Annotated in this window: 10 protein-coding genes; 9 read left to right on the plus strand and 1 reads right to left on the minus strand. The window is 73.2% G+C overall.

Features of this window, described 5'->3' with window-relative positions:
• Positions 1-125 precede the first annotated feature (125 nt).
• The gene (locus ABT116_RS30785) at positions 126-1847 is read right to left on the minus strand and encodes a sigma-54-dependent Fis family transcriptional regulator (RefSeq protein WP_351640551.1); all 1722 of its coding nucleotides are present in this window, start codon (positions 1845-1847) and stop codon (positions 126-128) included.
• Between the two features lie 220 nt (positions 1848-2067).
• Between ABT116_RS30785 and ABT116_RS30790 the strand changes: the two genes are divergently transcribed.
• From ABT116_RS30790 to fusA, 9 genes are all read left to right on the plus strand, one after another.
• Positions 2068-3816 carry an FAD-dependent oxidoreductase gene (locus ABT116_RS30790; protein ID WP_351640553.1) on the plus strand — a complete coding sequence of 583 codons (1749 nt, stop codon included), beginning with the start codon at positions 2068-2070 and terminating at the stop codon, positions 3814-3816.
• 44 nt (positions 3817-3860) lie between these two features.
• Entirely contained in the window at positions 3861-4730 is an 870-nt protein-coding gene (locus ABT116_RS30795) for a dioxygenase family protein (protein ID WP_351640554.1), read from the plus strand.
• Positions 4727-5803 (plus strand): maleylacetate reductase, encoded by a 1077-nt coding sequence (locus ABT116_RS30800; RefSeq protein WP_351640555.1) that lies wholly within the window; start codon positions 4727-4729, stop codon positions 5801-5803. The genes ABT116_RS30795 and ABT116_RS30800 overlap by 4 nt, the downstream gene beginning before the upstream one ends.
• 152 nt (positions 5804-5955) lie before the next feature.
• On the plus strand, positions 5956-7749 hold the full coding sequence (locus ABT116_RS30805; protein ID WP_351640557.1) for a S8 family serine peptidase: 1794 nt from the start codon (positions 5956-5958) through the stop codon (positions 7747-7749).
• 27 nt (positions 7750-7776) lie between these two features.
• Positions 7777-8856 (plus strand): ComEC/Rec2 family competence protein, encoded by a 1080-nt coding sequence (locus ABT116_RS30810; RefSeq protein WP_351640558.1) that lies wholly within the window; start codon positions 7777-7779, stop codon positions 8854-8856.
• Entirely contained in the window at positions 8853-10142 is a 1290-nt protein-coding gene (locus ABT116_RS30815) for a patatin-like phospholipase family protein (RefSeq protein ID WP_351640560.1), read from the plus strand. Before ABT116_RS30810 ends, ABT116_RS30815 begins: the two co-directional genes overlap by 4 nt.
• Before the next feature lie 86 nt (positions 10143-10228).
• Entirely contained in the window at positions 10229-11071 is an 843-nt protein-coding gene (locus ABT116_RS30820; protein WP_351640562.1) for an NmrA family NAD(P)-binding protein, read from the plus strand.
• A gap of 138 nt (positions 11072-11209) precedes the next feature.
• The gene (locus ABT116_RS30825; RefSeq protein WP_351640564.1) at positions 11210-12124 is read left to right on the plus strand and encodes a YceI family protein; all 915 of its coding nucleotides are present in this window, start codon (positions 11210-11212) and stop codon (positions 12122-12124) included.
• A gap of 320 nt (positions 12125-12444) precedes the next feature.
• Complete coding sequence (fusA, locus tag ABT116_RS30830; RefSeq protein WP_351640566.1) at positions 12445-14487, plus strand: elongation factor G; 2043 nt, start codon at positions 12445-12447, stop codon at positions 14485-14487.
• Positions 14488-14609 lie beyond the last annotated feature (122 nt).

Below are 14609 nucleotides of genomic sequence, written 5' to 3' on the forward strand. Positions count from 1 at the left end.
TGAGGTGCTAGTGCCCTTTATCGGGCGTGGGGGTTCAAGTCCCCCCTCGGACACAGACCAGCTCGGGCGGGTCGAGATCTTCTCGACCCGCCCGAGCTGTTGTGCATGACCCCCATCACCCAGGATCAGCGCCGGTACCCCCGCAGCTTGCGGTACAGCGTCGCCCGGCCGATCCCCAGCGCGGTCGCCGCGCGAGCCTTGTTGCCGCCATGTCGGCGCAGCGCCTCCAGGATCGCGGCCCGCTCGGCATGCTCCATCGGGCTGAGCGGACGAGCGGCCGGTCCTTCCCGGACGGCGTCCGGCAGCTCCGAGCGGCGGACAGGCCCGGACATCCGCCGGTGCTCCGCGAGAGCCCGTACGACATGGGCCAGCTCGGTGACGTTGCCGGGCCACGGGTGCCGCTCCAGCGCGCGCAGAGCGTCCAGACTCCAGGTCAGCGGCGGCTGCCCGGGCGCCGGGCGAGGGGTGAAGGCCGGCAGGAGTTCCCGTATGTCCTCGGCACGTTCCCGTAGCGGAGGCAGGGTCACCGAGCGGGCGGACAGTTTGTCCAGCAGGCGCTGCAGACAGGGTCCGGCGGGCGCGCCGGGTGTGTAGGTGATCAGCAGCCGGGTGTCCGGGTGCTGGTCGAGCAGGGAGTTGAGCGCGGCCACGCCGGGCTGCGCGAGGCGCTCGGCGTGACGGAGCAGGAGGGGGCGATCGGAGTGCCACGAGGTCAGGATCTGGTCGAGGCCGGTGTCCCGCGCCGCGTCGGCGACCTGGACGGGGCCCGGCCCGAGCAACTCCCGCGCCAGCGCGGACTTGCCCGTACCGCGCTCGCCGGTGAGCAGCAGGGGCTCCCGGGAGCGGGCCAGTTCGACGGCATGCCCGACGGTGTGCCGCCAGGGGACCGAGGAGCCGGTCAGGGCGACCGGCGGGGACGAGACCGAGGCCGAGGCCTTGGGCGCCGGATCGTCGAGCGGTTCCAGGGCGGCCACGATCCCGATGGTCCTGCCGTCCACCCGCACCGGAGTGACGCGCGCGGTGCACCCGGCTCCTTCAGGCAACTCCGCGAAGCCCGTGACGTCCGTGTCCCACGCGCCGACCGCCGTACGCTCCAGCACCCCGAGCACCTCGGGCGTCAGCAGCCGCTGGGCCGCCTCGCTGACCAGCCTGTTGCGGCCGTCGAGTGCCGCCACGGCCCGGTCCGGCCCCCGCGCCGCCCGCACATAGGCGTCCAGCAACACCCGCTCGTCCCACCCGGCCCGTGCCCGCAGCTCCGTCTCGATCGCCGCAACCGTCGCCTCGGCGAAGGCCGCCTGCGGGTGCGGCGCTCCCGTGGCACACAGCTGTGTCACGACAGTCAGGGTGCCCAGCACCTGCCCGTTCTCCGGCCCGAGCACCGGGACGCTGACCGCGGACACGTCCTGCCACCGGTCGAGGAAGTGTTCGGGCCCGTGCACCTCGGCCCGGCCCCGGGCGCGTACGGCTTGCGCCGCGCTGTTGTTGCCGACCTCCTGCTCCGACAGGACGGGGCACGCGCCGAACAGCGGTGCGTTCCCCGCGGTCCACAGCACGCGCAGCCGCTCGTCGGTCAGGACGAGCAGCTCCCCGCCCACGCCCAGCGCGGGGACGATCCGGTCGAGCACCGGCCGGGCGGCGCCGAGCAGCGTCGGCTCCCCGGCGAGCGGGGGACGGGCCGCAGGCTCCGCCAAGTCGTGCGGCACGCCGAAGAACCGGGCCCGCCGCCACGCCGCGACGACCTCCTCCGGCACGCCCCGGGGCAGCGGACGCCCCGACAGGAACCGCTCGCGGGCGAGGCGCAGCGAGGGCCGGGCGGTGGCTGCGGGGGAGGGGTCTGTGGTGGTCACGGCACGGCCCACCGTAGCGGGTTCGGTTGAACAGGAAACAACCGCGGGTCCCGGTTCCGCCCTTCGCCTCCTCCACGGTGTCTCCTCATGAGGAACCGGCGCCGCCCTTCGTGGACAACCCGGTGTCTCGTAATGAGACACCCGCGCCCGTCCGGAGCACCCCATGATCATGCACGTTCCGCATCCGCCGCCCGACCCCTTCTTTTCGCAGGAGCGCCGCATGGCCACCGTCGTCGAGACCGACGTCCTCATCGTGGGCAGCGGCCCGGCCGGTGCCTCGGCCGCGCTGGCCCTGAGCACCTACGGCGTCCCCAACATCGTGGTGACCCGCTACGCGAGCCTCGCCGACACCCCCCGTGCGCACATCACCAACCAGCGCACCATGGAGGTGCTGCGCGACCTCGGCGTGGAGCAGGAGGTCGTCGCGCAGGCCACCCCACAGCACCTGATGGGCAACACGACGTTCTGCACCAGCCTGGCGGGAGAGGAACTGGGCCGGGTGCGCTCCTGGGGCAACGACCCGCTCGTGCAGGCCGAACACGAACTCGCCAGCCCCACCCGCATGTGCGACATGCCGCAGCACCTCATGGAGCCGGTCCTCGTGAACGCGGCCGTCGCCCGGGGCACCCGGCTCCGCTTCGAGAACGAGTACCTCTCCCACACCCAGGACGCCGACGGCGTCACCGCCACCGTCCGCGACCGGCTGCGCGGGGACACGTACGAGATCCGCGCCAAGTACCTGATCGGCGCCGACGGCGGACGGTCGAAGGTCGCCGCGGACGCCGGGCTGCCGATGGGCGGCCAGATGGGCGTGGCCGGCAGCATCAACATCGTCTTCGAGGCGGACCTGAGCAAGTACACCGCTCACCGCCCCTCCACCCTCTACTGGGTCCTCGCCCCGGGCGCGACGGTCGGCGGCATCGGCGCGGGCCTGGTGCGCTGCGTGCGCCCCTGGAACGAGTGGCTGATCGTCTGGGGTTACGACGTGAGCGCCGGCGCCCCCGACCTGACGACCGAGTACGCCGAGTCGATCGTTCGCAAGCTCGTGGGCGACGACGACATCCCCGTGACCGTCACGTCGTCCTCGGCGTGGACCGTCAACGAGATGTACGCGCAGACGTACGCGAACGGCCGGGTCTTCTGCGCCGGCGACGCCGTCCACCGGCATCCGCCGTCCAACGGCCTCGGCTCCAACACCTCTATCCAGGACGCCTACAACCTCGCCTGGAAGCTCAAGCTGGTCCTCGACGGCGCCGCCCACCCCCGGCTGCTCGACAGCTACACCGCCGAACGCGCCCCCATCGGGCGGCAGATCGTCACCCGCGCCAACCGGTCCATCCGCGAGACCGCCCCGGTCTTCGAGGCCCTCGACGGCCTCACCCCGCAGACCCCCGAGCAGCTCTGGGCCAACATCGGCGCCCGCAAGGACGCCACCGAGGCCGCCGAGAAACAGCGGGCGAAGCTGCGCGAGGCGATCGCCTTCAAGGTCTACGAGTTCAACGCACACGGTGTCGACCTCAATCAGCGCTATCCCGCGGAGAGCTCCGCCGCGATCGTCCCGGACGGCACGCCCGACCCCGGCTTCCCCCGCGACCCCGAACTGCACCACCAGCCGTCCACCCGGCCCGGTGCCCGGCTCCCGCACGCCTGGATCACCCGTGGCACCCGCACGCTCTCCACCCTCGACACCGTCGGCCGGGGCCGCTTCACCCTGCTGACCGGCATTGGAGGCGAGGACTGGGTGCGGGCGGCCTCGGCCCAGGACATCGAGATCGCCACCGTGGTGATCGGGCCCGGCCAGGAGTACGAGGACCCCTACGGCGACTGGGCACGCCTGCGCGAAACCTCCGACGCGGGCGCCCTCCTCGTCCGCCCGGACGGCTTCGTCGCCTTCCGTCACGCCTGCGCCGCTCCGACCGCCGGGGAACTGCTCGCGGACGCGCTACGGCGGATCCTCGGGCACGGGTGAGCGCGCCATCATGGAAGAAGCGGACGTCGAGACGAGGAGCCGGGATGACCACCGACGGGACCAGGGCCGGCGTCACCGAGCAGGCTCTCGCCAGCCTGCGCGGGACCGCCGACCCGCGGCTGCGTGAACTGCTCACCGGCCTCGTCCGCCATCTGCACGACTTCGCGCGCGAGAGCCGTCTCACCCAGGAGGAGTGGGAGCGGGCGATCGCCTTCCTGACGGCGACCGGCCAGGCCTGCACCGACACCCGGCAGGAGTTCATCCTGCTGTCGGACGTACTGGGCCTGTCCATGCTGGTGGAGACCCTGAACGGCGATCACGCGGCAGGGGTCACCGAGTCGACCGTGCTGGGCCCCTTCCACATGACCGAGTCGCCGCCGCGCGCGCTCGGCGACGACATCGACCTGGTGGGCCGGGGTGAGAAGTGCGTGGTCAGTGGCCGGGTGCGGTCCGCGGACGGCACCCCGCTGCCCGGCGCCGTCGTCGACGTCTGGCAGGCCGACGACCGGGGCCACTACGACGTCCAGCAGCCCGGCGTCCAGCCCGCGGGCAACGGACGCGGGCTGTTCACCGCCGACACCGAGGGCCGCTTCTGGTTCCGCACCTGCGTCCCGGCGGCGTACCCGATCCCCACCGACGGTCCCGTGGGTGGGCTGCTGCGCGCGACCGGGCGGCACCCCTACCGCCCCGCGCACATCCACTTCATCGCCGCGGCCGAGGGCCACACGCCCGTCACCACGCACATCTTCGTGGCCGGCGGCGACTACCTCGACTCCGACGCGGTGTTCGCCGTGAAGCAGAGCCTCGTCCAGGACTTCACGGAGACCGACGACCCGGCGCTGGCCCGGGAGTTCGGCGTGGAGAACCCGTTCCGGCATGCCGGCTTCGACCTCGTACTGGAGCGGGCCGCATGACGTTCCAGGACGAGTTCAGCTACGAAACCCGGCCCGTCCGGGTGGTGTTCCGGCCCGGCGCGGCCGTCACCGCGACCCCGGGCGAGGCGGGGCGCCTGGGTCTGAGGCGGCTGCTCGTGGTGTCCGGCCGCCGGGGCGAACAGGTGGCGCGGGCGGTCGCGGACGCGCTCGGCGACAGCTGCGCCGGGCTGCACGCCGAGGCCCGGATGCACGTGCCCGTCGAGGACGCGGACCGGGCCGTCGCGGCCGTCCGGGCGGCCGGGGCGGACGGATGCGTAGCGGTCGGCGGCGGCTCCGCGATCGGGCTCGGCAAGGCGATCGCCCTGCGCACCGGACTGCCGCTGATCGCCGTACCGTCGACCTACTCGGGCTCCGAGATGACCCCGGTCTGGGGCCTGACCGAGCACGGCACCAAACGCACCGGCCGCGACCCGGTCGTCCAGCCCCGCAGCGTCGTCTACGACCCCCGGCTCACCCTCTCCCTGCCCGTGCAGCTGACCGTGACCAGCGGGATCAACGCACTCGCGCACGCCGTCGAGGCGCTGTACGCCCCAGACGCCTCACCGCTGGTGACGGTCATGGCCGAGGAGGGCGTCCGGGCGATGACCGAGGCGCTGCCGCGGCTGGCCGTCGACCCGGAGAACCTCGACGCGCGCAGCCGCGCACTGTACGCGGCATGGCTGTGCGGCGCGTGCCTCGGCGCGACGACCATGGGCCTGCACCACAAGCTGTGCCATGTCCTCGGCGGCACCTACGGCCTGCCCCACGCCGAGACCCACACCGTCGTCCTGCCCTACGCCCTCGCCCACAACGCCCCCGCCGCCCCGCGGGCGTTGACCGTACTGCGCCGCGCCCTCGGCACCGACGACGTGCCCCGAGCCCTGTGGGATTTGGCCGGCCGTCTCGGTGCCCCGCGCTCCCTCGCCGAACTCGGCCTCACGGAGGCCGACCTCACTCCGGCGGCGACCCGGGCCGCGGGCGAGCCGTACGCCAACCCGCGCGAGGTGACGGCGGAGGGGGTTCGAGGTGTGCTGCTCGCGGCGTACGAAGGCGGCCCGCCCTCAACGGCATAGGCGTCCCCGCCGGCGGGCAGGCCCGTACCAGCCGTGAGCGCGCGGTTGCGGCGTCCCTGACCAGGGCGGAAGATGAGAACAGGCCCTCCGGCCGCTGTCGCCGTCTCCCACCGCCTTGCGCAGGACCGCACGCACGCGCACCGGGAGTCCACATGGACCGAGCCGACCTCTCAGCGGTGTTCTACGGGGACGGTCCCGTACCTGTCCTGTGGGCCACCTACTGCCCCGTCCACTTCGACGTGTGGCTGGCGTTCGCCCGGCCGCCGTCCTCGCGGGAGGACGCCGACGGCCCGGGGGCCGTGGTCCGGACGGGAGAGCGGGCGCGGCAGGACCTGATTCTCGCGATCCGTGAGGAGTACGGCGTCGAGCAGGTGCTGGAGCGTTTCCAGAGCCGCGGGCTGATGGAGAAGTGCCGTCCGATCGCCGCCGGCAGTTTCGTGGCGGCGCAGCTGACCCTGAAGGAACTCGTCAGCGACGTCCTGCCCCTGACCAGTCTGGCCGGTGCGGTGCGGGTCGCCCACCAAATCGCCCGCGACGGCGGGACCCAAGGCGTCGAAGCAGCTCTCGCCGGGCACGTCAGGACACCCGCCACCAGCGAGATCCACGACAGCATGGAGCGCCGGCAGGAACGCGGCCGTCACGTCACCTGGCTGCTGAGGCTGCTGCACCGCGTCGTGCGGAACGCGAGGCCGGACCTGGGCCGGGGCGAGGCGCGGGAACAGGCCGTGACCGGCGTGCTGGTCGACATGCTGGACGCCGTCGTCGTGGACACCGGCCCCGTGCGCCGGCCCCACGCACCCGTCGGGCGGGTGGCCGACCGGAGACAGAAGTACCCGGTCGTCTCCGTGACCACGAACCGGCCCGCGACCGGAGCAGTCGTACGGTCCCGCCGGACGATCAAAGCCGACGCGGCGGAGCAGGTTTTCTCGGTCGACACCGCCTCCATCGGCTGGGCCGTGGTCGACAGCGGCATCGACCCGCGCCACCCCGCCTTCCACGACTGGGACACCACAGGCCCGACGCCGCAGCGGCTCGAGACGCGTATCGCCCGCTCCTTCGACTTCACCGGTGTACGGGAGAAACTCTCCGCCGCCGTGCTCGTGGGCGGCCTCGTCAACTGGGCGGCCGCCCTGCCCTCTGTCGAGACCACCCCCTCCCCGAAGCAGCCCGCACGGCCACCGCCCGGCGACCAGCACGGCACCCACATCGCCGGCATCATCGGCGGCTGGTGGCCGGAGCTGGACTTCCGCGGCGTCTGCCCGCGCATCCGGCTCTACGACGTCCGGGTCCTCGACGACGACGGCGGTGGCGACGAGTTCTCCATCGTCACCGCGCTGCAGGCGATCCGTCACATCAACGAGCAGGCGGGCCGGTTCATCATCGCCGGGGTCAACATCAGCCTGTCGGTCCCGCACGACGTCGCCAGCCACTCCACCGGATGGACCCCCGTGTGCGTCGAGTGCGACCGCCTGACGCGGTCCGGCGTCGTGGTCGTCACCGCGGCCGGCAACGCGGGATTCGCCGGCACCGCGCGCACCATGGGCGCCGACTACCGGAACATCAGCATCTCCGACCCCGGAAACGCGGAGTCCGTCATCACCGTCGGCTCCACCCACCGCAGCAACCCCCACCGCCACGGCGTCAGCTACTTCTCCAGCCGGGGCCCCACCGGCGACGGCCGGCCCAAGCCCGACCTGGTGGCACCGGGAGAGGACATCGACGGCCCCATCCCCGGCGAGGGCATCGCCGCCATGCACGGCACCAGCCAGGCGGCGGCCCATGTCAGCGGAGCCGCGGCCATGCTGCTGGCCCGCCACCGGGAGTTGCTCGGCCGCCCTGAACGCGTGAAGGAGATCCTCTGCGCCACCGCGACGGACCTGGCTCGCGAACGCCACTTCCAGGGCCACGGGCTCGTCGACGTGCTGCGCGCCATCCAGTCCGTCTGACGATCGGTCCATCCGCCAGGAGCCGGCATGTTCACCTTCGAATTCCTCGACGCCCACCACGGCGACTGCTTCCTCGTCCACTGGGGCACACCCCACGAGCGGGTCATGCTCGTCGACGGCGGCCCCGGCGGCGTCTACCGGGCCACGCTCCGGGGCCGGCTGCGGCAGCTCGGCGGCCCGGACGGCGACGACCCGCCCCACCTCGACGTCGTGTGCCTCTCCCACGTCGACGACGACCACGCCGACGGGCTCGACCGGCTCCTCCGCGACATGCGGCAGGCCCAGCAGGACGGCGACGCCCTGCCGTACGCGGTGGACACCCTGTGGTTCAACTCCGTGGAGGAACTCGTCGACCGGCGCACCCCCGGGCTGAGCGCCTCCGTCCGGCCACTGGTCGAACGTGCCGCCACCGACGCGGCGGTCGGGGCGAGTTACCGCCAGGGGCGCAACATCCGCAACGCGGCCACCGCACTGCACCTGGACGGCAACGCCCCGTTCGGCGGCCCGCTCACCGAGGGCGCCGAGACCGTCCTCGACGACCTGGACGTCACGGTCGTCGCGCCGGACGAAAAGGCGCTGGAGGAACTGGAGGAACGGTGGCGCAAGGCGAAACAGCGCGGCGATCCCGACGTCATCACCGCGGGATACACCGACGGGTCGGTGCCGAACCTCTCCAGCATCGTCCTGCTGCTGCGCCACGCGGGCCGCACCGCCCTGCTCACCGGGGACGCCCGCGGCGACCGCGTCCTGTCCGGACTGCGCGCACTGGGCCTGCTCGACGACTCGGAACCCCTCCACGTCGACCTGCTGAAACTGCCGCACCACGGCAGTGACCGCAACGTCGAAGCCGACTTCTTCGAGCAGGTGCGGGCCGACCACTACGTCATATCCGCCGACGGCATCCGCCACCACCACCCCAGCGAGGACACCCTGCGCTGGCTCGTCGAGTCCCGGGCGCCGGACGACGCGTACACCGTCCACCTGACCAACCACATCCCGTTCGCCGAGGAGGAACTGGCACGTCTGAGCGAAGGCCGCGCCTTCGGCGTCGACGTCCGGGCGCCCGCCGAGCAGGCGCTCCTGATCACGATCGGAGACCCGCCATGACCACCTCCCGGCAGGCCCCCGCCCCCTCCGCCCCGGCCACGGCCCCGACCGGCGCCGGGCCGGCCGCCCGACCGCAGTGGGCCGTCGACTCGCCCGCCGCCGGTACCGGCCTCACGGCCCGCCCTTGCGGCGACGCCCTCCGCCCCGCCGAACCCCCCGCCACCGCACACCCGGTCGCGCTCGCCCTGTCCGGCGGTGGGTTCCGCGCCACCCTCGCCGCCCTGGGCTTCGTGCGGCTGCTGGCCGACACCGGGCTGCTCTCCCGGCTGCGGTACTCCTCGTCCGTGTCCGGCGGTTCGGTCGCCAACGGCTGCCTCGCCACCGCCTGGCCCGAGCTGCGGCGGGAGCACTTCACCGCACGCGCCGTCGACGAGCTGCTCGTCGAGCCGGTCGTCGACCGCGTCTCCTCCCGCTCCCTCAAACATGCCCTCGTCCGCGGCCTGTGGCGGACCATCGGCCCCTCGACCCGTACGGATCTCCTGGCCGGGCGTCTGGACGAGTGGTTCCTGCGGGAGACCGAACTGGAGCGCCTGGACCCGCAGGTGCGCTGGATCGTCAACGCGGCCAACCTGACCACCGGTGCCCGCTTCACCTTCGAACGCGACGTGTACGGCGACTACACCATCGGTCTGGCCTCCACGGCCGGCACACGGCTGCGGCTGAGCCGGGCCGTGTCCGCCTCCGCCGCGGTGCCCGGCGCGTTCCCGCCGGTCGTCCTCGACCGGGCCCCCTTCCCGTGCGCCACCCACCCGCCCGCGCTGCTCGACGGCGGCACCTACGACAACACCGGTCTGGAGGCCATCGACGCGGACCGCTACCGGCACGCCTTCCTGTGCGCCCTCAACGCCGGTGGCCTGCTGCGCCCCGGCGTCTACGGACGCGTCCCGGTGGTCCGGGATCTGGCGCGGGCGAACTCGCTGCTGTACCGGCAGAGCACCACGCTGCGGACCCGGGCCGTCGTCGAACGCTTCGAGCGCGCGAGGGCCTCGGGTCCGGACGGTGAACCGCCGCGCGGTGCCCGCCGCGGGATCCTCGTCCAGCTCTCCACCGACTTCCCGGCGGACGGCCCTGCCGCCCTGCGCCGCTGGCGCGCGGCCTTCCCCGAGGACGCCGCCTACGACGGCCGCCATCTCGCCCTCGTCCCCACCGTGTTCGACCGACTCGACCCGGGCCTGTGCCGTGCCCTGGTCCACCGCGGCTGGTGGCTGGGCGGCGCGGCCCTGGCGGCGTACCATCCGGAGCTGCTTCCGGACGACGTGTCATCGCTGCGCCCGCCGCAACGATGACCCCCGATCGAGAACCGCACGCACGGCCCCCGAGCCGCCTGAGACTGCGGACAGAAGGTGACCTCAATCCTTCCTAGGGTCGTGCCATGACTCAGACGCAGAGGATTCTCGTCACCGGCGCCACCGGAACCGTCGGCCGTCAGGTCGTCGCCGAACTGCTCGACCGGGGGCACGAGGTGCGTGCTCTCACACGTGACGCCGGGAAGGCCTCGTTCCCGACAGGCGTCGAGGTCGTCGAAGGCGACCTGACCGAGCCGGACGGCCTGGCCCCGGCCCTGGAGGGCGTCACCGGCCTCCATCTGATCACCTTCGGGGGCGCCGCCTTCAGCCCGCTGGAGACCGGCCCCCGGATCCTGGAGCTCGCCCGCACCGCCGGTGTCCGTCGCGTCACCGTGCTGCACGGCGGTGGCCCCACCCCGCTGGAGGACGCGGTGCGCGCGGCCGACGGCGTGGACTGGACCGTGCTCATGCCGGTCGAGTTCATGGCCAACGCCCTGGAGTGGGCTGAGGGGATCGTGGCCTCGGGCGAGGTGCGGGAGCCGTTCGTCGACCGGCAGAGCGCGATGGTCCACGAGGGTGACATCGGCGCCGTCGCCGCGGTCGCGCTCACGGAGGAGGGGCACGGCGGCCAGGAGTACGTGATCACCGGGCCCGTCGTGCTCACCGTCGGCGACAAGGTGAAGACGATCGCGGCGGCCGCCGGCCGGGAGATCACCCTGGTCGAGCTGACCGAGGAAGAGGCTCTCGCGCAGTGGCGGGCGGCGGGCCTCCCGGAGGACGTCATCGACTTCCTGCTCATGGCGTACGGGAACACCCCCGAGGTGGGCCGTACGGTCTCGGGCACCGTGGAGAAGGTCACGGGCCGGCCGGCGCGCACCTTCGCCGGGTGGGCCGCCGAGCACGCGCGCCTCTTCGGGGGACGGTCGTGACTGTCTCGTATTGAGACACCCGTTCCCGAACCCGGCCCGTCAAGATCGACAAGGGGGTGTGACCGCAGCAAGGTGCGGCCGTCGACGTGCGCCGAGTCGCCGCTCGTACGGCCGCACACCCGAAGAAAGGTGACCACCATGGCCCTCGCACTGCTCCGGCGCCGGTGGCTCAAGAGCACCTCCGCCGCAGCGGCGGGCCTCGCCCTCCCCCTTCCCGACGGCGCGGGCGCCGTGGCCCGCGAGGTCGTCGACCCGATGGGCTCGCCCCTGGCGGCCGCGGACGTCACCGTCACCGCCCTGGACACCCACCGTGTCGCCGCCCGCGGCACGACCGATCCGTACGGATACTTCCTCGCGGCGCTGCCGCCCGGCCGGTACAGCCTGCTCATCTCGGCGGAGGGCCTGCGGCCGCACCGCGAGACGATCGAGACGGGCCCGGGCGCCCCGACGGCCACCGAGCGCGTCTGGCTGCAGCCCGCCGAGGCGCTCCAGTTGCCGACGCCCGGAACCTGGCTCTTCGACCCGCCGCACACGGCCATCCGCTTCATCGCCAAGCACGTCGGGATGGCCCATGTGCACGGCCGCTTCGAACGCTTCGAGGGCGGCATCCGGATCGCCCCGGACATGGCCGACTCCCGCGTGCACGTCCGGATCGACGCCTCCAGCATCACCACCGGCAACACCACCCGCGACAACCACCTGCGATCCGCCGACTTCCTCGACGTCGAGCGCTTCCCGCACATCGACTTCACCAGCGCCCGCTTCGCCTACCGGGGCGGCACCAAGTGGACGCTGCAGGGCTCTCTCACGATGCACGGCGTCAGCCGCTCGGTGGCCCTGGACACGACGTACCTCGGCACCGTGAACGGCGGCTACGGCCAGGAGCTGCGCTGCGCGGCCCTGGCGACGGCGGAACTGCACCGCGAGGACTACACGCTCAACTGGCGTTCGATGCTGGCCCGGGGCATCGCGGTCGTCGGCCCGACGGTGCAACTGGAACTCGACGTCCAGGCGATGTACCGCACGCACGACACGCCCACCCCGCCGGAATAATCCCTGGCTCCCTTCCCTCCAGTCTCCCTACACTCACGGACGAACCCGGCGCCGCCTACCGAGCGCCGGGCATCGTCGCGACGAACGAAGGGAGACGGCCATGCGTGACCACGCCGCTGTCGTCGTCTCCCTGCCGCGCTACGAGGTGATCCTCGTGTCTTCGTCGTTCCGGTGCCCGCTGCGCGGCGGCACCGGCTGACCGGGACGAACGCTTCGGACACCCGCAGACACTGACGTAACGTCAGGTACGGGTGCCGACTGCCCGTATCGCCCGCGAATCGCGCTGCCCTTCTCCCGATCGCACCGAAAGGCCCCGGGCCGTGCGCACCCACCCGAACCCGCTCTCCGTCGTCCGCAACCTCGGCATCCTCGCCCACGTCGACGCCGGCAAGACCACCGTCACCGAACGGATCCTGTTCGCCACCGGCACCACTCACAAGCGCGGTGAGGTCCACGACGGCACCACCGTCACCGACTTCGACCCGCAGGAGCGCGACCGGGGCATCACCATCTTCGCCGCGGCGGTCAGCTGCGCCTGGGACGGTCACCGGATCAACCTCATCGACACCCCGGGGCACGTCGACTTCGCCGACGAGGTGGAGCGTGCCCTGCGCGTGCTCGACGGTGCGGTGGCCGTGTTCGACGCGGTCGCCGGTGTGGAGCCGCAGAGCGAGTCGGTGTGGCGGCAGGCCGACCGGTACGGCGTACCCCGGATCGCGTTCGTCAACAAGATGGACCGTGCCGGAGCCGACCTCGACGCGGCAGTGGCGTCGATCAGGGAGCGACTGCACCCGGCGCCCCTGGCCGTGCAGCTGCCGATCGGAGCGGAGGACACCTTCACCGGCGTTGTCGACCTGGTGCGTATGCGCGCACTGCTGTGGGCCGACGACGGCACCGCCGAGGACGTGCCGGTCCCCGAGGACCTGCGGGGCGAGGCCCTGGCCCGCCGCCGGTCGCTGGAGGAGGCCGTGGCGGAACTGCACCCGGGCGCGCTGGAGGAGTTCTGCGACACGGGCGCGCTGGGCGAGCGGACCCTCGTCTCGGCCTTGCGCGAGGTGACCCGTGACGGTGGCGGCGTGGTCGTGCTGTGCGGCTCCGCGTACCGCAACCGCGGTGTCGAGCCGCTGCTGGACGCCGTCGTGGCCTATCTGCCGTCGCCCCTGGACGTGCCGCCGGTCAGGGGCACGCACGAGGGCGAGGAGCAGGAGCGGGCCGCCGACCCCGCGGCACCGGTGGCCGCCCTCGCGTTCAAGGTGCACGCCACCTCGACGGGACGGCTGACCTATCTGCGCGTCTACTCGGGCACGATCGAGAAGGGAGACACCCTGTGGGACGCGAGTGCGCGGCGCACCGAGCGGATCGGGCGGATCCTGCGCGTCCGGGCGGACCGGCACGCCCCGCTGGACCGGGCGGTCGCCGGGGACATCGTCGCCGTGATCGGGCTGAAGTCCGCCCGCGCCGGCTCGACCCTGTGCGCGCAGCACACGCCGCTCGTCCTCGAACCGCCCGGTGTGGCCGAGCCGGTGGTGTCGGCCGCGATCGAGTCCCGCCGGGCCGGTGACACCGACCGGCTCGCGTCGGGGCTGGCGCGGCTGACCGACGAGGATCCCTCGCTGGTCGTGCGGACCGACCCGGAGACCGGACAGACGGTGCTGTCCGGCATGGGCGAACTGCACCTGGAGGTGGCGGTGGAGAAGCTCCGGCGCGAGCTGGGGCTGGAGGTCAACGTCGGCCGCCCCCGGGTCAGTCACCGCGAGACTGTCGGCCGGGGCGTGTCCGGTCTGGTGTTCCGGCACGTCAAGCAGGACGGCGGGGCGGGGCAGTTCGCCCATGTCGTCCTCGACGTGGAGCCGTACGAGGAGGGAGGGTTCGCGTTCCGCTCGGCCGTGGTCGGCGGGAGGGTGCCGCAGGAGTACGTCCGGGCGGTCGAGGCCGGCTGCCGTGACGCCCTGGCCGAGGGGCCGCTCGGCGGACATCCGGTCACCGGGCTGCGCGTCACGCTCACCGACGGGGCGACCCATGTGAAGGACTCCTCGGACACGGCGTTCCGCACGGCCGGCCGGCTCGGTCTCCGGGAAGCCCTGCGCGCCTGCGCGATGGTTTTGCTGGAGCCGGTCGTCGAGGTCACGGTCACCGTGCCCGAGGACGCGGTCGGCGGTGTGCTCGGCGATCTCGCCGCGCGGCGCGGCCGGGTGACCGGTTCGGTCACCCGGGCCGGTGCGGCCGTCGTCACCGCTTCCGTGCCGCTGGCCGAACTGTTCGGCTACGCGACCCGGTTGCGCAGCCGCACCCAGGGCCGCGGCACCTTCACGGCCCGGCCCACCGGCTACGCGCCGGCGCCGGTGGCGACACCGACACGGTAGGCCGGCCCGGCCCCTCCCTTCCCTACCCGAAGGGAGGGGGCGGGTGCGGCGCCGGGTTTAGAACACCCGCCCCCCCGTCCGCCGGGGACGCACGGGGGCGGGGGGGGCGCGGTCCACAACGC

Source organism: Streptomyces sp. NPDC002130, assembly GCF_040296465.1.
Classification (GTDB): Bacteria; Actinomycetota; Actinomycetes; order Streptomycetales; family Streptomycetaceae; genus Streptomyces.